The organism is Curvibacter sp. GW821-FHT09D12 (genome assembly GCF_059416245.1).
In genome coordinates this window covers 74,126-98,688 of sequence record NZ_JBWKOU010000005.1, presented here as the reverse complement: position 1 = coordinate 98,688, position 24,563 = coordinate 74,126, and the positions used below count along the sequence as shown (strand labels likewise).

Sequence of the window (24,563 nt, the reverse complement as noted above, 5' to 3'; positions counted from 1 at the left end):
CAGCTCAACGGAGTGTGTGGCGTGGACAACAAATCTCTTCGGTGCATCAGGTCTGGAGCCCTCCCTGGCCTCCGCTGGAAGTCAGTCATGGTGTGGGGCGCGACCGCATTGGTCAGCGCGCTGACCGGCTGCAGCCTGGCACCCACCCAGACCGGGCATGAGCACGATTACCCGGCCGAGGCGGTCACCCAATCCCCTTGGGCCCAGGCCTCGCAGCCCGAGGGCCTGGCGCCGCTGCCCTGGCGCAACCACCACTTCCCGGGCAAGCAGATCACCCACTTCCAGTACCAGCGCCTGGACGGACGCGACGCAGTGGAGGCCCAGGCTGACTCCTCGGCCAGCCTGCTGCGCCAGGTGTTGCGGGTGGAACCCGAGCGACTGGGCGCCTTGAAGTTTTCCTGGAAGGTGCCGGCCCTGATCACCGATGCCGACATGACACAGCGTGATGCCGACGACTCGCCGGTGCGCGTGATGCTGGCCTTTGACGGCGACCGCAGCAAGCTGTCCACGCGCAACGCGATGATGTCCGAACTGGCGCGTGCCCTGACGGGCGAAGATTTGCCCTATGCCACGCTGGTCTATGTGTGGAGCAACAAATTGCCTCAGGACAGCACCTTGAACAGCCCGCGATCGGACCGGATCCGCAAGATCGTGCTCGAATCGGGCCCGACCCACCTGGGACAGTGGTTGAACTATGAGCGTGACATCCGGGCGGACTACCAACGCTGCTTCGGCGAGCCCCCCGGCCCCTTGATCGGGGTGGCCATCATGACCGACACCGACAACACCCGCTCCCACAGCCAGGCCTGGTATGGGCCGGTGCAGTTGCAGTTGAAGCCCACCGCCAAGCCCTGAAAACCACCGCCACTGAACACTTCATTCAGTGAGCGCTCCATGGTTCGGGGGGCGGCATCATAAAGGGCAACAGGGGCCCACTCGCGTGATGGGATTCCCTGTATCGGCACAGGAATTGCTCTGCTAGCATGTTCATTCAATACCTGCTGGTTGTTACCAATTTCTGATGTTCGCCTTCATTCTGCGTCGACTGGCCCAGGCCGTACTGGTGATGATCACCGTGGCCCTGATCGCCTTCATGCTGTTCCAGTTCGTCGGGGATCCGGTGGTGTTCCTGCTGGGGCAGGACGCGACGCCTGACCAGATCCGGGAATTGCGCACATCTCTGGGGCTGGACCAATCCTTTGTGGTGCAGTTCTGGCGTTTTCTGCTCAACGCAGCCCAGGGCGAGTTCGGCCTGAGCCTGCGCCAGGGCGCCAAGGTGTCGCGCCTGATTGGCGAGCGCTTTCCGGCCACGCTCGAGCTGGCCCTGGTGGCCGCGGTGCTGGCCGTGGCGATCGGGGTGCCGATGGGGGTTTACGCCGCACTGCGCCGGGGCAGCTTCGGCAGCCAGTTGCTGATGACGGTCTCGCTGCTGGGCGTGTCACTGCCCACCTTTCTGATCGGCATCTTGCTGATCCTGGGCTTTTCGGTGGGCTTGGGCTGGTTTCCGAGCTTCGGACGCGGCGAGACAGTCAGCCTGGGCTGGTGGAGCACCGGCCTGCTGACGGTGGATGGCTGGCACCACCTGGTGTTGCCGTCGATCACGCTGGCGATCTTCCAGCTGACACTGATCATGCGCCTGGTGCGCGCCGAGATGCTGGAGGTGCTGCGCACCGACTACATCAAATTTGCACGGGCCCGCGGCCTGTCCAACCGCACCATCCACTTCGGCCACGCGCTGAAAAACACCCTGGTACCGGTGATCACCATCACAGGCCTTCAACTGGGCTCGCTGATTGCGTTTTCCATCATCACCGAGACGGTCTTCCAGTGGCCCGGCATGGGCTTGCTGTTCATCCAGGCCGTGACGTTTGCCGACATCCCGGTGATGGCGGCCTACCTGTGCCTGATTGCCCTGATCTTTGTGGTGATCAACCTGGTGGTGGATTTGTTGTATTTCCTGGTTGATCCGCGCCTGCGGACCGGCCGCTCCGGAGGTCATTGATGAAAACCGACACCGGCGTACCTCGTCTGCGTGCCACCGGCCGCGCGTTTGAGCACATTGCCCGCTTCCACCCCGAGCTGACTGCCTTTCGCCGTGACCTGCATGCCCACCCTGAGCTGGGCTTTGAAGAGGTGTACACCAGCGCCCGCGTGCGCGAGGCCCTGAAGCTGTGCGGGGTCGACGAGATCCATGAAGGCCTGGGCAAGACCGGCGTGGTGGCCGTGATCCATGGTCAGCGCCGCGACAGCGGGCGGCTGATGGGCCTGCGCGCCGACATGGATGCCCTGCCCATGGCCGAGCACAACGACTTTGCCTGGCGCTCCACCAAGAGCGGGCTGATGCACGGTTGCGGGCACGACGGACACACCGCCATGCTGATCGGCGCCGCCCGCTACCTGGCCGAAACCCGGCGCTTCAATGGTTCTGCCGTCCTGATCTTTCAACCGGGTGAAGAAGGCTACGCGGGCGCCAAGGCCATGATCGACGACGGGTTGTTCGAGCGCTTTCCGGTCGAGTCGGTGTACGGCATGCACAACTGGCCGGGCATGGCGGCAGGCACCATCGGCATCAACCCAGGCCCCATGATGGCCGCCGCCGACCGCATCACCATTGAGGTCAATGGGCGCGGCGGGCATGGGGCCCATGCCTACCAGACGATCGATCCGGTGCTGGTGGCCGGCCACATCATCACGTCGGTGCAAAGCATCGTGTCGCGCAATGTGCGTGGCATTGACAGCGCGGTGATCAGCCTTTGCGCGCTGCAAGCGGGCGATCTGGGTGCCATGAGCGTGATCCCTTCCAAAGCGACGCTGGTGGGCACGGTGCGCACCTTCTCACCCGAGGTGCAAGACCTGGTGGAGCGCCGCCTGAACGAGCTTTGCAGCGGCATCGCCATGGGTTTTGGCGCCACGGCCAGCGTGAACTACGAGCGCATCTACCCCGCCACCATCAACAGTGAGGCCGAAGCCCGCTTTGCCGGTGACGTCGCCCAGCACCTGGTGGGCAAGGACCACGTGGTGCGGGACCTGGAGCCGAGCATGGGGGCCGAAGACTTCTCCTTCATGTTGCAGGTCAAACCCGGTGCCTACTTTCGCATCGGGCAGGGCACCTCGCACAGCAGCGGCTACCTGCACAACAACCGCTACGACTTCAATGACGAGATCCTGCCGTTGGGTTCGGCCCTGCACGCGGGACTGATCGAACAAGGCATGCCCTTGACCGCGGCCGTTTGATGGCCTTCACCTGATTTTTCACCCCGCAACTGCGTTCAAAGACTCTCTATCCGAGGAGCTTCCGATGAAATTCAATCTTCAAGTCCTGTCGCTGGCTGCCGCCCTGGCCCTGGGGGCAAGCTCTGTGGCCGCCCAGAGCGTGACCATCCGAGTCGCCAACCAGGGGGATTCGCTGTCAATGGACCCGCACTCGCTCAACGAGTCGCTGCAGTTGAGCGTGACCGGTAACGTCTACGAGCCCTTGGTGGGGCGCAACAAGGACCTGAGCCTGGCACCGATGCTGGCCACGGCCTGGAAGCAGACCTCCCCCACCGTGTGGCGTTTTGAATTGCGCCAGGGGGTTCAGTTTCACGATGGCTCGCCCTTCACGGCCGATGACGTGCTGTTCTCGTTCAAGCGCACCCAGATGGACGGCTCGGACATGAAGAGCTACACGAACGACTTCAAAGAGGTGCGCAAGATCAATGACCATGTGGTCGAGATCGAAACCAAGACGCCCTTCCCCATCCTGCCCGATGTGGTGTCGCTGGTGTACATCATGAGCAAGAAATGGTGCGAGGCGAACCAGGCCGTGGGCCCGGTGGACCGCCGCAAGGGCATTGAAAACGCGGCGTCGTTCCGCGCCAATGGCACAGGTCCTTGGCGCCTGCGTGAGCGCCAACCCAATGTGCGCACCACCTTCTCGCGCAATGGCAGCTACTGGGGCAAGAACGAGAGCAATGCCACCGACATCATCTACACCCCCATCGGCAACGATGCCACGCGCGTGGCCGCCTTGCTGTCTGGCGAGGTCGATGTGATGGAACCCGTGCCGGTGCAAGACATCGAACGCGTGAACAGCAGCCCCAACACCCGCGCCATCACCGGCCCCGAACTGCGCACCATCTTCCTGGGCATGGACCAGAAGCGCGACGAACTGCTGTACTCCAACGTCAAGGGCAAAAACCCGTTCAAGGACAAGCGCGTGCGCCAGGCCTTCTACCAGGCCATCGACATCGACGGCATCAAGAAGACCGTGATGCGCGGCGCCTCGAATCCTTCGGCCCTGCTGGTGGGCCCGGGCATCAATGGCTTTCAGCCTGACATGAAGCGCCTGCCGTATGACGTGGAAGCCGCCAAGAAGCTGATGGCCGAAGCGGGTTACCCCAGTGGCTTTGAAGTGTCGATGAACTGCCCCAACGACCGGTATGTGAACGACGCCCGCATCTGCCAGGCCGTGGCCGCCAACCTGGCCCGCATCAACGTGAAGATCAACCTGCAGGCCGAGACCAAGGGCACCTACTTCCCGAAGATCCTGCGCCGAGACACCTCGTTCTACATGCTGGGCTGGACGCCCTCCACTTACGATTCGCACAACGCGCTCAATGCGTTGGTGGCCTGCGTGGACGACAAGGGGGCCGGTCAGTTCAATCTGGGCGCGTATTGCAACCCCAAGGTCGACGACCTGACCAAGAAGATCCAGGCCGAGACCGACAAAGCCAAGCGCAACGCGATGATCCGCGAGGCTTTTGAAATCCACAACGCCGACGTGGGCCACATCCCGCTACACCAGCAATCGCTGGCCTGGGGCGTGAGCAAGAAGGTGCAACTGGTGCAATTGGCCGACAACTTCATGCCCTTCAAGTGGATGAGCATTGCCAAGTAAGCAGGCAGTCCAACGGTCATCCGCACCACCCCAGCCCCTGCACGGGCTGGGGCTCTGAGCGTCAGAACATGAAAAATCCCCTGGTACGCTGGCTTGACAGCGACGTCGGCCACAGCTTCCGGAGCTCTCCGGTGGCCGTGGTGGCGGCGCTGATCGCCTTCGTCTGCGTCTTCTGTGCCGCCTTTGCCGGCTGGGTGTCGCCACACAACCCCTTTGACCTGAGCGCACTGGAACTCAGTGATGCACGGTTGCCGCCCAGTTGGCGCCCCGACGGGGTCTCCAAGTACCTGCTGGGCACCGATGACCAGGGGCGGGACATTCTGTCGGCCGTCATTTATGGCGCCCGGATTTCGCTGGTGGTAGGCATTGCCTCGGTTTTTCTGTCGATGGCCCTGGGCGTGGCCCTGGGACTGTTGTCAGGATTTCGCGGTGGCTGGATCGACGCCTTGCTGATGCGTTTGTGTGACGTGATGCTGTCGTTTCCGCCCATCCTCGTGGCCCTGCTGATTGCCGGGGTGGGCCGGGCGCTGTTTCCCAATGCCCACGAATCGCTGGCGTTCGGGGTACTGATCCTGTCGATCTCGCTCACCGGCTGGGTGCAATATGCGCGAACCGTGCGCGGCTCGACCCTGGTCGAGCGAAACAAGGAATACGTGCAGGCGGCGCGGGTGACGGGGGTGTCGCCCTGGCGCATCATGGTCCGCCACGTGCTGCCCAACGTGCTGGGACCGGTGCTGGTGCTGGCCACCATCCAGGTGGCCACGGCCATCATCACCGAAGCCACGCTGTCGTTTCTGGGGGTGGGCGCCCCGCCCACCTCCCCCTCACTGGGCACCTTGATCCGCGTCGGCAACGACTATCTTTTCTCTGGCGAATGGTGGATTACCGTCTTTCCCGGTCTGATGCTGGTGCTGATTGCACTGAGCGTGAACCTGCTGGGCGATTGGTTGCGCGACGCGCTGAACCCGCGCCTGCGATGAGCTGGCCAAGGCCGAGGCAAACATGAGTCTTCTACAAGTCAAAGACCTGGTGGTGGAATTCCCCGGGCGGCGCGGTACGCTGCGCGCACTGGACCACGTGTCCTTCGAGATCGCCCCAGGCGAGATCCTGGGTGTGGTGGGTGAATCGGGGGCCGGCAAGTCATTGACGGGCGCCTCCATCATCGGGCTGCTGGAGCCCCCAGGTCGCATTGCATCGGGCGAGATCATCCTGCAGGGCGAACGCATCGACAATCTCAACTTTGAACAGATGCGCAGCATCCGGGGGCGCCGCATCGGGGCCATCTTTCAGGACCCCCTGACGTCCCTGAACCCACTCTATACCGTGGGCCACCAGCTGATGGAAACCATCCAGACGCACCTCCCGGTCAACCATGCAGAGGCCCGCAAGCGAGCCATCGAGTTGCTCAAGGACACAGGCATTCCGGCGGCCGAGCAACGCATCGAACACTATCCCCACCAATTCAGCGGTGGCATGCGGCAACGTGTGGTGATCGCGCTGGCATTGGCGGCCCAACCGCAGCTGATCGTGGCGGACGAACCCACCACCGCGCTGGATGTGTCGATCCAGGCCCAGATCATCACCTTGCTCAAGAATATTTGCCACGAACGCGGTGCCGCCGTCATGCTGATCACCCATGACATGGGCGTGATCGCCGAAACCTGCGACCGGGTGGCGGTGATGTACGCCGGCCGCATTGTCGAGACCGGCCCCGTGCACGAGGTCATCAACCACCCGAATCACCCTTACACCGCAGGCCTGATGGCCTCGATCCCGGACATGGCCGTCGATCGCGAGCGACTCAACCAGATCGACGGTGCCATGCCCCGCCTGAACGCGATCCCCACCGGCTGTGCCTACAACCCCCGCTGCCCGCAAGTGTTCGCCCGCTGCCGCACCGAACGCCCCGAACTGATGTCCACCTCAGGCACCCAGGCCGCCTGCTGGCTGCACGCACCGCAAGCGCCCCATGGAGACCCGGCATGAGCAGCCCCGCCCCCAACACGTCCAGAACCTCCGCACCGCTGGTACAGGCCCACGATCTGGCCAAGACCTTTGATGTCTCAGCGCCCTGGCTGAATCGGGTGCTGGAAGGCAAACCCAGGCAATTGCTGAATGCAGTCGACGGCGTGAGTTTTGACATCGAGCGCGGACGCACCCTGGCCCTGGTGGGTGAGTCCGGCTGCGGCAAAAGCACGGTGGCCCGCCTGCTGGTGGGCCTGTATGAACCCACCCGGGGCCACATGAGCTTCGACGGGCAAGATGCCCATGCCGAGTTCAAGAAGCCCTCCGGGCGCCTGCTGCGTCGTCGCATCCAGATGATCTTTCAGGATCCCTACGCCAGCCTCAACCCACGCTGGACGGTCGAGGCCATCATTGGTGAGCCGCTGAGGGAACATGGCTTGGTCACTGGTGAAGCCGAACTGCGCGAGCGCGTTGGAGGCCTGCTGAAGTCTGTTGGACTCAGCGCCCTGGACATGCCCAAATACCCGCACCAATTCTCCGGCGGGCAACGCCAGCGGATCTCGATCGCCCGCGCGTTGGCCACCGAACCTGAGTTTCTGGTGTGTGACGAACCCACCTCTGCCCTGGACGTGAGCGTGCAGGCCCAGGTGTTGAACATCATGAAAGACCTGCAGCGAGAGCGTGGTCTGACCTATCTGTTCATCTCCCACAACCTGGCCGTGGTGCGACACGTCAGTGATGAAGTGGGGGTCATGTACCTGGGTCGTCTGGTGGAACGGGCTGACAAACACACCTTGTTTGCAGCCCCGCGTCACCCTTACACCCGCATGCTGCTCGACGCCATTCCCGAAATGCGCCAAACCGGGCGAGCGCGTACGCCTGTGCAGGGTGAGGTGCCCAATCCGCTCAACCCTCCGGGTGGCTGCACCTTCCACCCGCGCTGCCCCCATGCCAATGAGCGCTGCAAGAGCGAACGGCCGGCGTGGCAAGTTCTGGGCGAGGGCCATTGGGTGGCCTGCCACGCGGTAGCGGAAAACCGGCTTTAACAGCCTAACTGACAAGCTATCGCCATTTCGTTTTGGCAAGCGTTCTCTCGCTGTCTTGAAACGAGACACGTCAGGCCTGATCACCCCCCAATTGCGCCCCCACATCACAGCGCCACCGGACCGCCCATGATGTCCTGTCTGAGCTCCGGGTGTCAGCTCATCCCTCTTGCCTTGACTCCGGCATCCGACACTGGCTTCAGAAAGCAAAAAACCCCGCCGCGTTGCCGCAGCAGGGTTGATCTCTGATCAGAAGCTGGCTTACGCCAGCCACCAATTAGAAGGAGGTACGCAGACCCACGCCGAAGCCGGTCGACGATTGGTTGGCGTTCACAGCACCCGAAACGGCGCTCAGCGAACCCGAGCTGAACGAGCCAGCGGTGGTGACAGCGCCACCAGAGTTGCCGACGCGAGCGAAGATACCGTACACGGCAGTGCGCTTGCTCAGGTTGTAGGTGTAGCCGAAGGACCACTTGTCAGACTTGCCGCCGTCCAGCTTGATCGCGCTGTACTGAGCCAGCACGTTGCCAGCGCCCACGGGAGCGTTAGCACCGATGGACCAACCCTTGACCGACTTGTCGCCAGTGGCGGTAGCGATCTTTTGGTTGGTGATGGTGCCCATGGCCTTGGCAACGCCGAAGTCATAGGAGCCGCCGAAGTTCACGTCGGTGAAATCGCCAGCAGTGGTGGTAGCGAAGCCCAGGCCAGTGTCAACGGTACGGCCAGGAGCGTACTTGGTCTTGGCGTAAGCAACAGCCACATCGATCGGGCCTTGAGCGTAGCCAACGCGGCCACCGGTGTAGGTGCCGTTCTTGGAGGTGTCCAGACCGCCGGTGACTTCGTTGTCAGCGCGGTTGCCGAAAGCGTACATGCCTTGGCCGTAGAAACCGCCCAGGTTGCCCGGCAGGAAGTAGCCGATGGAGTTCGAAGCGCGAACGAAGGTCGGGCCCAGGCCGTTGCCAGAGTAGTTGGCCAGGGTGGCGCCAACGCTGTTAGCACCGAACGGGTCGAACACAGCGGTGTTCCAGAACGACGGGGTGTAGTCGCGGCCGATACGCAGTTCACCGAAGTTGCCCGACAGGCTCAGGGTGGAACGACGGTTGAAGGTCAGGCCACCAGCGGCAACATCAGCGCCTTGGTTCTTGGTGGAGGTGCCCGACGAACCGATGCCCGACGAAGGGTTCAGAGCGGCTTCCAGGTGGAAGGAAGCGGCCAGGCCGCCACCCAGATCTTCGGTGCCCTTGAAGCCCAGACGGCTGGAGCTGTTAGCCGAAGGAGAGATGCCGGAAACGCGGCCAGCTTGGGTCTTGACGTTTTCGTAGCCCAGGTCCAGAACGCCGAACAGGGTCACAGAAGATTGAGCCATAGCGGCGCCGGAAGCAGCCAGCACTGCCAGTGCAATCAGGGATTTTTTCATTGCGAGTTTCTCCAAGGTTAAACATAGGGCGCCGGTTCGAAGAACCGCAGGGTGCTGCCACAACTGCGATCCGCCGGTTCCCCGGGCCAACCTCCTTGATGGAAGTTCTCGCTATTGCAACAGACGTGCGGCATCCACGCAAAGGAAATAACCCCCAAACCGGACCTGTCTGGCGATTTCGTTGCACCTGTGCAACAAAACGACGAAGCCCATTCCTGCTCAGGATCAAACACCGAGATCCCCCAACGGACTAAACTTCAAGCCCAATTTGCCGACAACACTGGAACGGACTGACATCTCAGCCCGACACTAGCCATGGATCGCTTCCTCAGCACCGCTGATGCGGTATTGCGCACGCTGTACGCCAAACATCACAGCGCGACCCCCCACCCGGCCCGTGCAGAGGACCGCAGCCCTGAACGCCCGGAGGACAAGGCGCTGTCTGCCGCCCTGATGCGGGTGAATCATGTCGGAGAGGTCTGTGCCCAGGCCCTTTACACGGCCCAGGCAGCGTCCACACGCAACCCTGCACTGAAGGCCCATTTCGAGCGCGCAGCTCACGAAGAAACCGACCACCTGGCTTGGACGCGACAGCGCCTTGACGAGTTGGGCGACCGGGTGAGTATTCTGAATCCGCTCTGGTATGCCGGCGCTTTCACCCTGGGACTGGTGGCCGGACGCATCAGTGATGCAGTCAGCCTGGGTTTCGTGGTTGAAACCGAAAAACAGGTGGCAGAACACCTGCAAAGTCACCTGGACCGCCTGCCCGCAGATGACGAAGCCTCACGCGCCATCGTGGCGCAGATGAAGGTGGATGAAGAGCGCCACGCCCACGAGGCCCAAATGGCAGGCGCAGTGGAACTGCCGCCGCCAGCGAAAGCACTGATGCGCCTGGCCGCCAAGGTGATGACCCGCACCGCCCACTACATCTGAGCGGCTGCAGGGCCAGGGCTCAGACCTCGACGAGGTCGAACCCGGTGGTGATTTCGGCCGTCTTGCCCAGCATGATGCTGGCCGAGCAGTATTTGTCGTGGCTCATGGCGATGGCGCGCTCGATCGCAGCCGACGGAATGCCTCGCCCGGTCACTGTGAACTGCATGTGGATCTTGGTGAACACCTTGGGATCGGTGTCGGCGCGCTCGCTGCTGAGCTTGACCGAACACCCCCGCACATCGTGACGTCCCCGCTTGAGGATCAGCACCACGTCGTAAGCCGTGCACCCCCCCGTGCCCGCCAGCACCATTTCCATGGGCCTAGGGGCCAGGTTCTGGCCCCCGTTTTCAGGCTTGGCAGCATCTGGCGCGCCATCCATCATCACCGCGTGACCGCTGCCGGTTTCCGCCACAAAGCCCATGCCCGAACGCGTGCCTGCCGCGCCAGTCCAACTCACTGTGCATTCCATGCCATCACCTCATCAAATCAGCTAATAGTGGATCAATCTCGCTACTAGTTCTGAGCCAGCAGCAAGTTGATACAAATTCCTTGTTGCATCGCAACAAATTATCGCTACACTTCCTACATCGCGTAACGAACTCTGTTCTTCACGCACCGATTGTCTCCTCCACCTCCTCCTTTGGTGGATTTAGCCCCGAGTCTCACGACTCGGGGCTTTTTTCTTGGTGCCCTATGATCTGGGCCCGCCCGGGGCTTTCCTGACGTCTGATGCGGCCAGTCTGAGGCCCCGCGCGATCTACACTCTTTAGCGCAATGACCGTCAAAGCACTCAAACCGGCCGATTACCTCAAAAAAATCCTCACCGCACGCGTCTATGACGTGGCCGTCGAGTCCGCGCTGGAGCCCGCGCGCAACCTCAGCAAGCGTTTGCACAACACCGTGCTGCTCAAGCGAGAAGACCAGCAGCCGGTCTTCAGCTTCAAGCTGCGCGGGGCCTACAACAAGATGGCCCACCTCACGCCCGAGCAACTCAAGCGCGGTGTGATTTGCGCCTCTGCGGGCAACCATGCCCAAGGCGTGGCGATGAGCGCTCGCAAACTGGGCACCCGGGCCGTGATTGTGATGCCCACCACCACCCCTCAACTCAAGATCGACGCCGTGCGCGGTCTGGGCGGTGAAGTGGTTTTGTTCGGCGACAGCTACTCCGACGCCTACGGCCACTCCGTCGAACTGGAGAAAAAGCAGGGCCTCACCTTCGTCCACCCTTTTGACGATCCCGACGTGATCGCTGGCCAGGGCACCATCGCGATGGAGATCCTGCGCCAGTTGCAAGGGCTGGGCTCGCGGCGCCTGGATGCGGTGTTCGTGGCCATCGGCGGTGGCGGCCTGATCTCGGGCGTGGCCAACTACATCAAGGCGGTGCGTCCCGAGATCAAGGTGATCGGCGTTCAGATGAACGATTCAGACGCCATGATGCAGTCGGTGAGCGCCAAGAAACGCGTCACGTTGCCTGACGTGGGCCTGTTCTCGGATGGCACGGCCGTCAAGCTGGTCGGCGAAGAGACCTACCGCGTGGCCAAGAGCCTGGTGGACGACTACATCGCCGTCGACACCGACGCCGTGTGCGCCGCCATCAAGGACATCTTCGTCGACACCCGCAGCATTGTCGAACCGGCCGGCGCCCTGGCCGTGGCCGCGATCAAGCAGTACGTCGCCACCCACAAGACCAAGGGCGAGACCTACGCCGCCATCCTTTGCGGCGCCAACATGAACTTCGACCGCCTGCGCTTCGTGGCCGAGCGAGCCGAAGTGGGTGAGGAGCGTGAGGCCCTGTTCGCCGTCACCATCCCCGAAGAACGCGGCAGCTTCCGCCGCTTCTGCGAAACCGTGGGCAACCTGCCCGGCGGCCCGCGCAATGTCACCGAATTCAACTACCGCATCAGCGACTCGGCCCGTGCCCACGTGTTTGTGGGCCTGACCACCACCGGCCCGGGCGAATCGACCAAGATTGCCAAGAACTTCAAAAAGCAGGGTTTTGAAGCCCTGGACCTGACGCACGACGAACTGGCCAAGGAGCACATCCGCCACATGGTGGGCGGCCACTCGGCCCTGGCGCAGGATGAACGCCTGCTGCGCTTCGTGTTCCCCGAGCGCCCGGGCGCGCTGCTGAAGTTCCTGAGCCTCATGAAGCCCAACTGGAACATCAGCCTGTTCCACTACCGCAACCAGGGCGCCGACTATGGCCGCATTCTGGTCGGTCTGCAGGTGCCTGCGGCCGATCACAAGGCGTTCGACCGCTTCCTGGCCAGCCTGGGCTACCCCTGCATCGAGGAAACCCAGAACCCGGTCTACCGCATGTTCCTGCAGCAATGACGATGCTGGCACGGCACCCGGTATGAAGGGATTGCGCCACTGGCTGCTGGCCGTCCAGTTCTTCACCCGCATTCCGGTCACGGGCCGGCTGGCCAACTGGGTGGGCTACAGCCCGGCCATGCTGCGCGCCAGCGCAGCCCATTTTCCGTCCATCGGCTGGCTGGCGGCCGGCTTGGCTGCAGCCGTCTGGTGGGCCCTGAGCAGCGTGTTGGGCGCCCAGGCCGGCACCCCGCTGGTGGCCGCCGTGGGCGCCACCCTGGCCACCATCCTGATGACCGGCGGCTTCCACGAAGATGGTCTGGCCGATGTCGCCGACGGCCTGGGCGGCAGCTACGACCGGGAGCGGGCCCTGGACATCATGAAAGACTCGCGCGTTGGGGCCTTCGGTGCCATGGCGCTGCAACTGGCCCTGCTGGCCAAGGTGGCCCTGCTGGCCTGGCTGGGGCACTCCGGCCTGGCCAACACCCTCGCCGCCCTGCTGCTGGGGCATGTGCTGTCACGCTTCTGGCCCCTGATCCTGGTGCGCCGACTGCCCCATGTGGGTGACACCGCCCGATCCAAAAGCAAGCCGCTGGCCGATCAGATCAGCGCCGGCGCCCTGGGAGTGGCCGGGCTGTGGTGTCTGCCCCCCTTGGCCTTGTGCGCCTGGGCTTTCGGCCCGGTGTTCGTGGGGGCCGCCCTGCTGGGCAGTGTGCTGGCCCTGGGCTGGATGTGGCGCCTGTTCGCCCGCCGCCTGCAAGGCTTTACCGGCGACTGCCTGGGCGCCACGCAGCAGGTGTGTGAACTGGCCTGCTACCTGGCGCTGGCCTGCACCCTGGCGCAGCCCAGCCTGACATGAAGCTCTGGCTGGTGCGCCACGCCCGCCCCATGGCAGCCGACTCGCTGTGTTACGGTCGCCTCGACGTCGAGGTCGACCCGGCCCAGACCGCTGAGTTGGCCATCAACCTGGCTCGCCAACTGCCACCGGGCGCCCATTTGCGCGTATCGCCGCGGCAAAGATGCGAAAAGCTGGCGCAACAACTGTGCAAAGCCCGCCCGGATCTGATAGCCCGCACCGACCTCGACCTGGCCGAGATGGACTTTGGCTCGTGGGAAGGGCAGCGCTGGGACACCCTGGGCGCCCCCGCGCTCGATGCCTGGGTGCAAGACTTCGGCCACCACCGGCCGGGCGGTGGGGAAAGCGTCAACGACGTGATGCGCCGGGTGGCCCAGGCTTTGCACAACACCCGAGCCCAAACCGCTGCCAGCGGTCATGCCGTCTGGCTCACCCACGCCGGGGTGATCCGGGCCGTGCACCTGCTGCGCCAGGGCATCCAGACGCTGCACGAAGCCCGGGATTGGCCCAGCCACAGCATCGGCTACGGCCAGATCGAATGCCTGGATCTGGGCCCGTCCGGCCCAACGCAGAGGCCGTTCAGGGCTTCTTGAGCGCCGGCAGCTCCAGCGTCAGCGTGGGTTCGGCATCGCGTGAAGGGCCCAGCAAGGCACGCCGACGCTCCACCGCCAGCAGCACCACACCGTCTTCCAGCGCCGTGCCCACGCGGTAAGGATGGGCAGGCTTGCCGTCCACCGAAATCAGGGCCGCGCCCCATTGATGACCATCTGCCACCACGCCGATCAGGCTCAGGCGACTGGCCAGGGCGGGGGCCCCGGGCAGCGCGGCAGCAGGCCCCTGGGTGGCACCAAGGAAACGCGCCACCGCGGCCGGGTCAGCCTCCAGGGCGGCCCCCGCCGCCACCTCGACCGAGGGCACCGGCGCGGGTTGCGCGAGCCGCAGACCCCAGAACACGGCCGATGCCGCGGCCAGCGCCCAGACTGTAAAGGACGAGCCGCGGATCACCCAGCGCTGTGCCGGAGACAAGGTCGAAGATGTCATCATGTGCGGATTATGATTCAAGCGATTTCAAGTTCAGCTCTTCCAGACCTATCCGCTTTTTTGCCCACTTCGCCCATGAACCGCCCCCTCCATCACCTTCGCCGTCGCGTCCAGGCCGGCTTCACCCTCATTGAACTGATGGTCGTGCTGGTCATCATCGGCGTGCTGGCCGCCCTGATCGTGCCCAACGTGCTGGACCGGGCCGACGACGCCCGCGCCACCGCCGCGCGCACCGACGTGAACAACCTGGTCCAGGCCCTCAAGCTGTACCGCCTGGACAACCAGCGCTACCCCACCGCAGAACAAGGCCTGCGTGCCCTGATCGCCCGCCCCACCACCGCCCCGGTGCCCCCCAACTGGAAGCCTTACCTCGAAAAGCTGCCCAACGACCCCTGGGGCCGTCCTTACCAGTACCTGAACCCGGGCATCAAGGGCGAGATTGACGTGATGTCCTTTGGCGCCGATGGCCAATCCGGCGGCGAGGGCAAAGACGCCGACATCGGCAGTTGGCAGTGAACACCGCCAGGGCGCCCCAGCGCTCTTGCAGACCGCCCCCATGAGCACCCTGGCGACCGCGCCGCGCACGCCACGGGGCTTCACGCTGATCGAGTTGCTGATCGTCATCAGCATCATGGCCCTGGCCAGTGCCGGCGTGGCCATGGCCCTGCGCGACAACAGCCAGACCCAGTTGGAACGCGAAGCCCAGCGCCTGGCGGCCCTGCTGGACACCGCCCGGGCACGCTCGCGCGCCAGCGGCGTGGCCGTCCAGTGGGTGACCACCCCCCAAGGCTTCACCTTCACCGGTCTGCCCGAGGGCTCGATGCCGCAGCAATGGCTGTCGCCCAACACCCAGGCCTTGCCCACACCCTTGCGCCTGAACCTGGGCCCCGAACCCGTGATCGGCCCCCAACAGCTCACCCTGGTCAACAGCGAAGCCCCCGGACGCAGCCTGCGCCTGGCCACCGACGGTCTGCGCCCCTTCACCGTCAGCAGCACACCATGACCCGCCGCCAACGCCCCTGCAGCCCCCAGGGCTTCACCCTGATCGAAGTGATGGTGGCCCTGAGCATCGTGGCCATCGCCTTGCTGGCGGGTGCCCAGGCCAGTTCGGCCCTGACACGCAACGCCAGTCGCCAGGTCGACACCCTGCTGGGCCACCTGTGCGCCGAAAACGAATTGGTGAAAACACGCCTGTCGCGCCAGATGCCCAGCGTGGGCGACAGCGACCTGAGCTGCGAACAGGGCGGCCGCGCCCTGCCCGTGCACGTGACGGTGCGCGCCACCCCCAACCCAAGCTTCCGCCGCGTCGACGTGCAGACCTTCAACGAAGACGGCCAACCGGTGGTCCGACTTTCCACCGTGGTCGGACGCTATTGAGATGAAACACCCCCAGAACCGCTCACGGGGCTTCACCCTGGTCGAGCTGCTCATCGCGCTATCGGTGATGGCCATGATGGCCGTGCTGAGCTGGCAGGGCCTGGACGGCATGATGCGCACCCTGCGCCAGACCGACCAGCACAGCGAACAGACCCTGGCCCTGCAGTCGGGTCTGGGCCAGTGGCAAGCCGACCTGGAGGCCCTGGTCGATCTGCCCGACATCACCGCCATCGACTGGGACGGGCGGGTGCTGCGCCTCACCCGCCAGGGCCCGCCCAATCAACCCGAGGCCACCCTTGTGGTCGGCTGGACCCTGCGCAACCCCGGCGCCAACGGCCAATGGCTGCGCTGGCAGTCGCCGCCGCTCAGCACCCGGGGCGATTGGCAGAACGCCTGGCAGATGGCCGCCCTCTGGGGCCAGAACCCCGACCAGACCCAACGCCAACGCGAGGTGCTCATCACCCCCGCCAACGACTGGCAGATCTTCTATTACCGCCAGGACGCCTGGACCAACCCGATGTCCAGTGATGCCAGCAACAACCCGGGCGGCAACGCTGGCCCCCCTCCCGCCCCCGATGGCAAGACAGCTGACGGCAAAGCCGACAACAAGCTGCCCCAGGGTGTGCGCCTGCTCATCACCTTGCCCCCCGGTCAGGCCGTGTCCGGGCGCATCACGCGCGATTGGGTGCGCCCTATCCTGGGCGGAGACAAGTCATGAGCCTGCGCCACCGCCCCACCCAGTGCCCTGGCCCCCTTGCGGCGCAGCAGCGCGGCGCCGCCCTGCTGGCCGCCATGCTCACCGTCACCCTGGTGGCCACCCTGGCCGCCGGAGCGCTGTGGCAGCAATGGCGTGCTGTCGAGGTGGAAAGCGCCGAACGCGCCCGCGTGCAATCCAGCTGGATCCTGACCGGCGCCCTCGACTGGTCGCGCCTGATCCTGCGCGAAGACGCCCGCAGCGGCGGCCCCGATACCTTGTCAGAACCCTGGGCCATTCCCCTGCAAGAGGCCCGGCTTTCCAGCTTTCTGGCCGCCGACCAGAGCAACACGGCCAGTGACGACAAAGACCTCAGCGAGGCCTTTCTGTCGGGCGCCATCACCGACCAGCAAGGCCGCCTCAACCTGCAGAACCTGATCAACAACAAGCAACTCAGCGAATCGGCCCACCGGGCCACCAGCAAGTTGTTTGACCTGCTGGGCCTGCCCGAATCCCAACTCACCACCCTGGAGCAGAACCTGCTGCTGGCACAAAAAGCCCAGGACACCAGCGCCCCCCTGCCGGCCCAGCGGCTCGACCAATTGCTGACCTACGGCCTCAGCGCCAACACCCTGGCCCGCCTGCGCCCGTATGTCACCCTGTTGCCCGAGCGCACGCCGGTCAACCTCAACACCGCCCCCGCCGAGGTGATCTACGCCAGCGTACGCACCCTGGACATGGCCACCGCCCAACGCCTGGTCACGCAACGAACCCGCACCCCGTTCAAAGCCATCAGCGATGCGGGCGCCCTGATGGGCGACGCCGCCAGCCAACTCAGCGAAGCTGAGCACAGCATCAGCAGCCGCTATTTCGAGGTGCTGGGCCGCCTGCGCCTGGGCGACACCCGGGTGCAAGAGCGCTCTCTGGTGCGCCGCACCAACATGGAAGTTCAAACCCTGTGGCGCGAACGCGGCCAATTCGATACCGTGGCGCCCAACCCGACGCCGCCCTGAGCCCCCGAATGGCCCAAGCGGCTGCCGCCGAACCTTCACATCTCCTCTCTACAATGGGCCGCCACAATCTCCCATGAGCACCCTGATCGTCTACCTGCCCGATGGCGCCCCTGGCGCCAGCACCGAATGGGCCTACCTTCTCACGCCCGATGGCCGCACCGTGTTGCAGCAAGGCACGGCCACGGCTGCCCTGCTGCCGCAACCCACGCGGCCGGTCGAGGTGGTGGCCGTGGTGCCGTTGCACCAGCTCTCCTGGCAGCCCGTCGACCTGCCCCGTGGCACCGGTCCGGGCAGTGCGCGCCTTCAGGCCGTGCTGGAGGGCCTGTTGGAAGAACGCTTGCTGGATGAGCCCAACCAGTTGCATCTGGCGCTGGGCCCGGTGCCCGAAGCCGGTCGTCCGCAATGGGTGGCCGTGTGCAATCGGGCCTGGTTGAGCGCAGCCCTGCAAGCCCTGGAGGCCGCGGGTCGCAGCGTGACCCGCATCGTCCCCGAACTCTGGCCCGCCGCCCACGCCGAGGCCCAACCGGTGCTGCGCGCCGTGCAGGCGAGCAACCCCGACGAACAAGGCCCCCGCTGGGTACTGACCGGGCGGGATGCCACCAGCCCCGTCCTCAGTTGGCCCCTGCACGAGCACAACGAGAACCCCTTGCTCGACCTGCCGACGCTGCCCGAAGGCACCCGCCTGTGCGCCGAGCCGGCGCTGGCCCAGGCGGCCGAGGCGCTGCTGGGCCAGGCCGTGAGCCTGGAGCCACCAGCCACCCGCTGGCTTGAGGCGGCCGCCAGCCCCTGGGAACTGGCCCAGCAAAGCTTTGCCAGCACCCAGCGCAACCGACTCACCCGCCAGGGGGTGCGTGCCCTGCAGGCGGTCTGGCAGGCCCCCGCCTGGCGCCCGGTGCGCTGGGGCGTGGCCGCACTGCTGTTGGCCCAGTTGGCTGGCCTGAACGCCTGGGCCTGGAAGGAAAGCCAGAACCTGCGCCAGCGCGAAGCCGACATCCGCCAGACCCTGACCCGCACCTTCCCATCGGTCACCGTGGTGGTCGATGCCCCGGTGCAGATGGCCCGCGAGGTCAGCGCCTTGCGCCAGGCCGCGGGCCAGGCCGCCGGCAACGACTTTGAAACCCTGATGGGTGCCCTGGCGCTGGCCCTGCCGCCCGGGCGCCAGGCCAGCCACATCGACTACGCCAATGGCGAACTGCGCTTGCGCGGCCTCAACCTGAGTGCCGAAGAAACCGAGCAGACCCGTGAACGCCTGCGCCAACGTGGCTACGGTGGTCAGCCAGAAGGCGAACAATGGATCGTCCGCCAGGAGGCCCGCCCATGACACCCCAAGCCCTGCAAAAATCCCTGCAGCAACGCTGGCAGACCCTGGCCGCACGCGAGCGCCAGGCGCTGCTGCTGGCAACCCTGGTGCTGGCCCTGGCCCTGTTCTGGTGGGTGGGACTGGCCCCGGCCCTGCGCACCCTGCGCAGCACCGAAACCCGTCAGCACGCGCTGGACGCCCAATGGCAGCAGATGCAAAGCCTGCAAAGCCAGGCCCGCGAGCTGCAGCAGCAAACCCGGCTGTCGCGCCAGGAGGCCCTGCAAGCCCTGGAGGCCAGCGTGCGCCAGCGCCTGGGCGCGGGCGGCCAGCTCACGGTGCAGGGCGAACGCGCCACCCTGGTGCTCAAGGCCGTGCCCGCCACCGCCTTGGCGCAATGGCTGAGCCAGGCCCGGGCCAACGCCCGCGTGTTGCCTGCCGAGGTGCACCTGAGCCGCAGCAACGCCGCCCCTGGCGGCAACCCCAACAACCCGGGCGCCCCCGCCGGCCGGCCGGCCCCTGCGGTGGCCGAGCCCGCCTGGGATGGCAGCCTGGTGCTGGCACTGCCCCCGGCCTGAGGGGCCGCGTCCGTTCCCATGCGCCTGCGCCCCCTTCTGTCGCCCCCCTCTGCCCACCCCCGTCGGGCCCGGGCTCCGGCGCGCCCACGCTCGCCGGGCCGGCGTTGGGCCTGGGCAGGCGCTCTGTGCGGCGCGCTGCTCAGTGCCGTGCTGGGTGCTCCGGCCCGCTGGCTGGCGGATACCGTGCAACAACTCAGCCATGATCAGGTCCAGCTGCTGCTGCCCCGCGGCACAGTCTGGAACGGCTCGGCCCAACTGGTGCTGACGGGCGGCAGCGGCAGCCAGGACCGCAGCACCCTGCCGGGGCGTCTGCAATGGCAGCTGCAGCCCTCGCTGCAAGGGCTGGGCGTGAGCCTGAGCCTGCCGTGCTGCACCGAGCCCGCCCTGCAGATCCGGCTCAGCCCCAACTGGGCTGGCGCCACCGTGCAGGTGCAAGACCACCACTCGCACTGGCCGGCCGCCTTGCTCAACGGCCTGGGCACGCCATTCAACACCCTGCAGGTGCAAGGTCGGCTGGAGCTGGCCAGCCAGGGCCTGCAGCTGCAATGGATCGCAGGGCGCGCCCACCTCGACGGGCAGTTGCAGGTCGAGGCCCGCGATGTGTCCTCGCGCCTGTCCACCCTCAAGCCGATGGGCAGCTACCGCGTCACCCTGCAAGGCGGCGACAGCCCCACCCTGCAGCTGAAAACACTGGAAGGCAGCCTGCTGCTCGAAGGCCAGGGGCAATGGGTGGGCTCGCGCCTGCGCTTTGAAGGCGCAGCCCAGGCGGCCCCCGAACACGAAGCGGCGCTGGACAATCTGCTGAACATCATCGGGCGGCGCCGCGGCGCGCGCTCCATCATCACCTTGGGCTCTTGACATGACACACCCGACCCGCACCGTCGTTCGACTGGCCTGCCTCTCGCTGGCCACCAGCATCTTGCTGGGCGCCGTGCCCGCCGTGGCGCAAAACGCGGCCTCGCCCAAACCCGGCGAGCCCGTGACCCTGAACTTCACCAACGCCGAGATCGAAGGCGTGGCCCGGACCCTGGGCGTGATCACCGGACGCAACCTGGTGATTGACCCCCGCGTCAAGGGCACCCTGACCCTGACCAGCGAGAAGCCCGTCTCGCCCGCCGTGGCCTGGGACCAGTTCCTGGCCACGCTGCGCCTGCAGGGCTTCACCGTGGTCGAGGCCAGCGGCCTGTACAAGGTGGTGCCCGAGGCCGAGGCCAAACTGCAGGGTGGTCCGGTCACCGTCTCCAGCAGCGAGACCGACAAGCGCAGCCCGGCCGGCAGCCAGATCGTGACCCAGATCTTCCGGCTCAATTACGAGACCGCGAACAACCTGGTGCCCGTGCTGCGCCCCCTGATCAGCCCGAACAACACCATCAACGTCAACCCGGGCAACAACTCGGTCATCATCACCGACTACGCCGACAACCTGCAGCGCCTGGCCCGCATCATCGCCTCGATGGACGTGCCCAACGCCAGCGATGTCGACGTGATCCCGCTGCGTCACGCGCTGGCCAGCGATCTGGTGGTGCTGGTCAACCGTCTGATCGACCCGGGCAGCGGTGCCGCAGGCGCAGCCGCCCAGGGCCAGGCCGACACCTCGTTCAAGACCACGCTGCTGGCCGAGCCGCGCAGCAACAGCCTGATCCTGCGCGCGGCCAACCCGGCCCGGGCCGCGCTGGTGCGCTCACTGGTCGCCAAGCTGGACCAGCCCAATGCCAGCGGCGGCCCCTCGGGCAACATCCACGTGGTCTACCTGAAAAACGCCGATGCCACCAAGCTGGCCACCACCCTGCGCGCCGCCCTGGTGGCCGCCAGCGGGGGTGCCGGCAGCGCCAGCACGCTGACCGGCAGCACGGGCACCCCTCTGTCCACCAGCAACCTGGGCACACCGGGCAGCACCACAGGCAGCACGCCCACGGGCAGCACCAGTGGCCTGGGCAGCGGTGTCTCCAGCAGCTTCGGCAACAGCGCGCAACCCTCCACCGGCGGGCAGATCCAGGCCGACCCGGCCACCAACTCGCTGATCATCTCGGCCCCCGAACCACAGTACCGACAACTGCGCGAGGTCATCGACCGCCTCGACGGCCGCCGTGCCCAGGTGCTGGTGGAAAGCCTGATCGTCGAGGTCAACGCCAACAAGGTGGCCCAGTTCGGGGTGCAATGGCAGGGCCTGCTGGGCAGCGCCGGCGGCACCGTGGGCCTGCTGGGTACGAACTCCGGCGCGGCCGGCGCCAACATCCTGAGCCTCTCGACCCAGGCCCTGGGATCAGTGCTTCCGGGCAACGGCTTCAACTTCGGCATCGGCAGCAAGATCAACGGACAGTACGTGCTGGGCTTTCTGGCCCAGTTCCTGGAGAACAACGGCGACGGCAACGTGCTCTCCACCCCCAACCTGCTGACCCTGGACAACGAAGAAGCCAAGATCGTGATCGGCCAGAACGTGCCCTTTGTGACCGGCACCTACACCAGCACCAACAACAGCACCAGCACCGTCAACCCGTTCCAGACCGTGGAGCGCAAGGACGTGGGCCTGACACTGCGGGTGAAGCCCCAGATCAGCGAGAACGGCACGGTCAAGATGGCCATCTACCAGGAGGTGTCGAGCATCGACGCCTCCACCAAGAAAGACACCAACGGCCCCACCACCAACAAGCGCTCCATCGAATCGAATGTGCTGGTGGACGACGGCTCCATCGTGGTGCTGGGCGGCCTGATGCAGGACGAATACTCCGGCTCGGCCGACAAGGTGCCCCTGATGGGCGACCTGCCCGTGGTGGGCAACCTGTTCAGGAGCGAGAACCGCTCGCGCAAGAAGACCAACCTGATGGTCTTCCTGCGCCCGGTGGTGGTGCGTGATGCCGCCGATGCCGACGCCATCACGGCCGGCCGCTACGACAGCCTGCGGGGCGTGCAGCAGACCGTGCAGCCCGCCCCGAACGCGATGATGCCCAGCGTGAATGGTGCCCCGGTGCTGCCGGCCCTGCCCGCCAAGGAGGCCTCAAAGGACGCCACCAAGGAGGGCGTGCGCTCCGCACCCGCCGCCAGCGACGCGGCCACCCCCGACAAGAAGCCCTGACCCCCGCCATGCGCTACCCCTTGCCCTACGCCTTTGCGCGCACCTTCCAGTTGCTGCTGGAGGACGACGGCCAACGCTGCACCCTGGTGCGCTCCGGCAACTCCGATGAGGCGGCCTGCACCGAGGTCATGCGGCGCCATGCCGTGCACGCCCTGCAGCCACTGGAGGCCCACGCGCTGGCCCAGCGCATCTCGGCAGCCTATGCCCAAGGCGAATCGAGTGCGGCCAGCGTGGTCAGCGAGGTGGAGTCCGATGCCGATCTGTCGCGCATCATGCAAGAGCTGCCTGCGGTGGAAGACCTGCTGGAGACCTCAGACGACGCCCCCATCATCCGCATGCTCAATGCCTTGCTGACCCAGGCCGCACGCGACGGGGCCAGCGACATCCACATCGAGCCCTACGAGCGCCACTCCAGCGTGCGCTTCCGGGTGGACGGCACGCTGCGCGAGGTGGTCACGCCCAACCGGGCGCTGCACGCCGCCCTGATCTCACGCCTGAAGATCATGGCCGACCTCGACATCTCGGAAAAACGCCTGCCGCAAGACGGCCGCATCAGCCTGCGCCTGGGCACCCGCGCCATCGACGTGCGCGTGTCCACCCTGCCCAGCGCGCACGGCGAGCGCGCCGTGCTGCGTCTGCTCGACAAGAGTGAAAGCAAGCTCAGCCTCGAATCCGTGGGCATGCAGGGCGAAGTGCTGGCGCGCTTCGAGAAACTGATCGGCCAGCCGCACGGCATCATCCTGGTCACCGGGCCCACGGGTTCGGGCAAGACCACCACGCTGTACGCCGGCCTGCAGCGCCTGGACGCCACGCAGAGCAACATCATGACGGTGGAAGACCCCATCGAGTACGAACTGGCCGGCGTGGGCCAGACCCAGGTCAACGCCAAGATCGACCTGACCTTTGCCAAGGCCTTGCGCGCCATCCTGCGGCAAGACCCGGACGTGATCATGATCGGCGAAATCCGCGACTTCGAAACCGCCCAGATCGCCATCCAGGCCTCACTCACCGGCCACCTGGTGCTGGCCACCCTGCACACCAACGACGCCGCCAGCGCCATCAACCGCCTGACCGACATGGGGGTCGAGCCCTTCCTGCTGTCGTCCTCGCTGCTGGGCGTGCTGGCCCAGCGCCTGGTGCGCAAGTACTGCAGCCACTGCCATGGCGCCGGCTGCGAGCACTGCGGCCACACCGGCTATGCCGGCCGCACCGGCGTGTTCGAACTGCTGGTGACCGACGAGGCCATCCGCGCCCAGATCCACGGCCAGGCGGCCGAAGCCGACATCCGCGCCAGCGCCCTGGCCTCGGGCATGACCCTGATGCGCGACGACGGCGAACGCCTGATCGCCGCCGGCATCACCTCGCGCGAAGAGGTGTTGCGGGTGACACGGGATTGAGTTGACAAGCACAGGCCACCGAATAATATAACCAACGTTATAACAAGGGATTGCCATGCACACACTCAAACTCACCCAGGTCGGCAACTCAATCGGCGTCATCTTGCCCAAGGAGGTCTTGGCCAAGCTGGATCTGCAAAAAGGCGATGAAATCTACCTGACCGACTCGCCCGATGGGCTGCGCATCACCACGCACAACCCCGAATTCGAAGCCCAGATGAAGCTGGCACGCGAAATCATGCGTGACCGCCGCGCCGTGCTTCATGAACTGGCCAAGTAAGGGCCTGCCATGAAAGCGCCCATCTGGCTTGATCCAGAAGTCGTCGTGGCCATCCACGAAGCACAACTGAGAGAACACGGGGGCATGGCCGGAACCCGGGATGCTGGGCTGTTGACTTCGGCCTTGGCTCGCCCCGCCAACCTGATGGCCTATGGCACACCGGATGCCTGCGCGCTGGCCGCAGCCTATGGCTATGGCCTCTCCCGCAACCACCCCTTTCTCGACGGCAACAAGCGCACCGGCTTTGTGGCGACAGAACTGTTTCTGAGACTCAACGGTTACGACTTGATCGCCTCCGATGCCGACTGCGTGCTGACCATGCTGGCCGTGGCGGCAGGGGACATCACCGAAGACGAATTCGCGGCCTGGCTGCGCCAGCACGTGCAAACATCGTCTCGCTGAAAGTT

At 65.6% G+C, this 24,563-nt stretch carries 26 protein-coding genes; 23 read left to right on the top strand and 3 right to left on the bottom strand.

Annotated elements, in window-relative coordinates; genetic code table 11:
* Positions 1–87: 87 nt before the first annotated feature.
* From AC07PT_RS09890 to AC07PT_RS09860, 7 genes are all read left to right on the top strand, one after another.
* A complete protein-coding gene (locus tag AC07PT_RS09890) occupies positions 88–855 on the top strand; it encodes a DUF3047 domain-containing protein (RefSeq protein WP_494656581.1) in 768 nt (255 codons plus the stop codon).
* A gap of 166 nt (positions 856–1,021) precedes the next feature.
* Positions 1,022–2,002, top strand: a complete 981-nt coding sequence (locus tag AC07PT_RS09885; RefSeq protein WP_492347359.1) for an ABC transporter permease — start codon at positions 1,022–1,024, stop codon at positions 2,000–2,002.
* Positions 2,002–3,234, top strand: coding sequence for a M20 aminoacylase family protein (locus AC07PT_RS09880; protein WP_492347360.1), 1,233 nt, complete (start codon positions 2,002–2,004; stop codon positions 3,232–3,234). The genes AC07PT_RS09885 and AC07PT_RS09880 overlap by 1 nt, the downstream gene beginning before the upstream one ends.
* A 64-nt stretch (positions 3,235–3,298) precedes the next feature.
* Positions 3,299–4,879: an ABC transporter substrate-binding protein gene (locus AC07PT_RS09875; RefSeq protein WP_494656580.1), complete on the top strand. Its 1,581-nt coding sequence runs from the start codon at positions 3,299–3,301 to the stop codon at positions 4,877–4,879.
* A 68-nt stretch (positions 4,880–4,947) separates the two neighbouring features.
* A complete protein-coding gene (locus AC07PT_RS09870) occupies positions 4,948–5,859 on the top strand; it encodes an ABC transporter permease (protein WP_492347362.1) in 912 nt (303 codons plus the stop codon).
* 22 nt (positions 5,860–5,881) lie between these two features.
* On the top strand, positions 5,882–6,865 hold the full coding sequence (locus AC07PT_RS09865; protein ID WP_494656579.1) for an ABC transporter ATP-binding protein: 984 nt from the start codon (positions 5,882–5,884) through the stop codon (positions 6,863–6,865).
* Entirely contained in the window at positions 6,862–7,890 is a 1,029-nt protein-coding gene (locus AC07PT_RS09860) for an ABC transporter ATP-binding protein (protein WP_492347364.1), read from the top strand. Before AC07PT_RS09865 ends, AC07PT_RS09860 begins: the two co-directional genes overlap by 4 nt.
* Positions 7,891–8,164: 274 nt before the next feature.
* On the opposite strand, the gene AC07PT_RS09855 is transcribed toward AC07PT_RS09860, so the two are convergent.
* Positions 8,165–9,304 (bottom strand): porin, encoded by a 1,140-nt coding sequence (locus tag AC07PT_RS09855; protein ID WP_494656576.1) that lies wholly within the window; start codon positions 9,302–9,304, stop codon positions 8,165–8,167.
* 315 nt (positions 9,305–9,619) lie between these two features.
* On the opposite strand from AC07PT_RS09855, the gene coq7 reads away from it, so the two are divergent.
* Complete coding sequence (gene coq7, locus AC07PT_RS09850) at positions 9,620–10,237, top strand: 2-polyprenyl-3-methyl-6-methoxy-1,4-benzoquinone monooxygenase (protein ID WP_027478459.1); 618 nt, start codon at positions 9,620–9,622, stop codon at positions 10,235–10,237.
* Between the two features lie 19 nt (positions 10,238–10,256).
* On the opposite strand, the gene AC07PT_RS09845 is transcribed toward coq7, so the two are convergent.
* Positions 10,257–10,706 (bottom strand): OsmC family protein, encoded by a 450-nt coding sequence (locus AC07PT_RS09845; protein WP_492347366.1) that lies wholly within the window; start codon positions 10,704–10,706, stop codon positions 10,257–10,259.
* Between the two features lie 305 nt (positions 10,707–11,011).
* On the opposite strand from AC07PT_RS09845, the gene ilvA reads away from it, so the two are divergent.
* The 3 genes from ilvA to AC07PT_RS09830 are packed head-to-tail and all read left to right on the top strand — an operon-like array spanning position 11,012 to position 13,999.
* On the top strand, positions 11,012–12,571 hold the full coding sequence (gene ilvA, locus AC07PT_RS09840; protein WP_492347367.1) for a threonine ammonia-lyase, biosynthetic: 1,560 nt from the start codon (positions 11,012–11,014) through the stop codon (positions 12,569–12,571).
* Between the two features lie 22 nt (positions 12,572–12,593).
* The gene (locus AC07PT_RS09835; protein ID WP_494656575.1) at positions 12,594–13,409 is read left to right on the top strand and encodes an adenosylcobinamide-GDP ribazoletransferase; all 816 of its coding nucleotides are present in this window, start codon (positions 12,594–12,596) and stop codon (positions 13,407–13,409) included.
* Positions 13,406–13,999 (top strand): histidine phosphatase family protein, encoded by a 594-nt coding sequence (locus tag AC07PT_RS09830; protein ID WP_494656574.1) that lies wholly within the window; start codon positions 13,406–13,408, stop codon positions 13,997–13,999. The genes AC07PT_RS09835 and AC07PT_RS09830 overlap by 4 nt, the downstream gene beginning before the upstream one ends.
* Here AC07PT_RS09830 and AC07PT_RS09825 read toward each other — a convergent pair.
* The gene (locus AC07PT_RS09825) at positions 13,986–14,450 is read right to left on the bottom strand and encodes a type II secretion system protein N (protein WP_494656573.1); all 465 of its coding nucleotides are present in this window, start codon (positions 14,448–14,450) and stop codon (positions 13,986–13,988) included. The genes AC07PT_RS09830 and AC07PT_RS09825 overlap by 14 nt on opposite strands.
* Positions 14,451–14,522: 72 nt before the next feature.
* On the opposite strand from AC07PT_RS09825, the gene gspG reads away from it, so the two are divergent.
* The 12 genes from gspG to AC07PT_RS09765 all read left to right on the top strand — a co-directional run bounded on the left by gspG (position 14,523) and on the right by AC07PT_RS09765 (position 24,558).
* Entirely contained in the window at positions 14,523–14,963 is a 441-nt protein-coding gene (gspG, locus tag AC07PT_RS09820) for a type II secretion system major pseudopilin GspG (RefSeq protein WP_492347371.1), read from the top strand.
* 40 nt (positions 14,964–15,003) lie between these two features.
* Positions 15,004–15,450, top strand: a complete 447-nt coding sequence (locus AC07PT_RS09815) for a pilus assembly FimT family protein (protein ID WP_494656572.1) — start codon at positions 15,004–15,006, stop codon at positions 15,448–15,450.
* Positions 15,447–15,824 (top strand): type II secretion system minor pseudopilin GspI, encoded by a 378-nt coding sequence (gene gspI, locus AC07PT_RS09810; RefSeq protein WP_494656571.1) that lies wholly within the window; start codon positions 15,447–15,449, stop codon positions 15,822–15,824. Before AC07PT_RS09815 ends, gspI begins: the two co-directional genes overlap by 4 nt.
* A 1-nt stretch (position 15,825) precedes the next feature.
* On the top strand, positions 15,826–16,542 hold the full coding sequence (locus AC07PT_RS09805; RefSeq protein ID WP_492347374.1) for a PulJ/GspJ family protein: 717 nt from the start codon (positions 15,826–15,828) through the stop codon (positions 16,540–16,542).
* Positions 16,539–17,531 (top strand): type II secretion system minor pseudopilin GspK, encoded by a 993-nt coding sequence (gspK, locus tag AC07PT_RS09800; RefSeq protein WP_492347375.1) that lies wholly within the window; start codon positions 16,539–16,541, stop codon positions 17,529–17,531. Before AC07PT_RS09805 ends, gspK begins: the two co-directional genes overlap by 4 nt.
* Before the next feature lie 73 nt (positions 17,532–17,604).
* A complete protein-coding gene (gspL, locus tag AC07PT_RS09795) occupies positions 17,605–18,852 on the top strand; it encodes a type II secretion system protein GspL (protein WP_494656570.1) in 1,248 nt (415 codons plus the stop codon).
* Positions 18,849–19,406, top strand: coding sequence for a type II secretion system protein M (locus AC07PT_RS09790; RefSeq protein ID WP_494656569.1), 558 nt, complete (start codon positions 18,849–18,851; stop codon positions 19,404–19,406). The genes gspL and AC07PT_RS09790 overlap by 4 nt, the downstream gene beginning before the upstream one ends.
* Positions 19,407–19,424: 18 nt before the next feature.
* Positions 19,425–20,264, top strand: a complete 840-nt coding sequence (gene gspN / locus AC07PT_RS09785; RefSeq protein WP_494656568.1) for a type II secretion system protein N — start codon at positions 19,425–19,427, stop codon at positions 20,262–20,264.
* A 1-nt stretch (position 20,265) separates the two neighbouring features.
* Positions 20,266–22,479 (top strand): type II secretion system secretin GspD, encoded by a 2,214-nt coding sequence (gspD, locus tag AC07PT_RS09780; RefSeq protein WP_494656567.1) that lies wholly within the window; start codon positions 20,266–20,268, stop codon positions 22,477–22,479.
* Between the two features lie 8 nt (positions 22,480–22,487).
* The gene (locus AC07PT_RS09775) at positions 22,488–23,876 is read left to right on the top strand and encodes a GspE/PulE family protein (RefSeq protein WP_494656566.1); all 1,389 of its coding nucleotides are present in this window, start codon (positions 22,488–22,490) and stop codon (positions 23,874–23,876) included.
* 55 nt (positions 23,877–23,931) lie between these two features.
* Complete coding sequence (locus AC07PT_RS09770) at positions 23,932–24,156, top strand: AbrB/MazE/SpoVT family DNA-binding domain-containing protein (RefSeq protein WP_494656565.1); 225 nt, start codon at positions 23,932–23,934, stop codon at positions 24,154–24,156.
* A gap of 9 nt (positions 24,157–24,165) precedes the next feature.
* Complete coding sequence (locus AC07PT_RS09765) at positions 24,166–24,558, top strand: type II toxin-antitoxin system death-on-curing family toxin (protein ID WP_494656564.1); 393 nt, start codon at positions 24,166–24,168, stop codon at positions 24,556–24,558.
* The last annotated feature ends 5 nt before the right edge of the window (positions 24,559–24,563 follow it).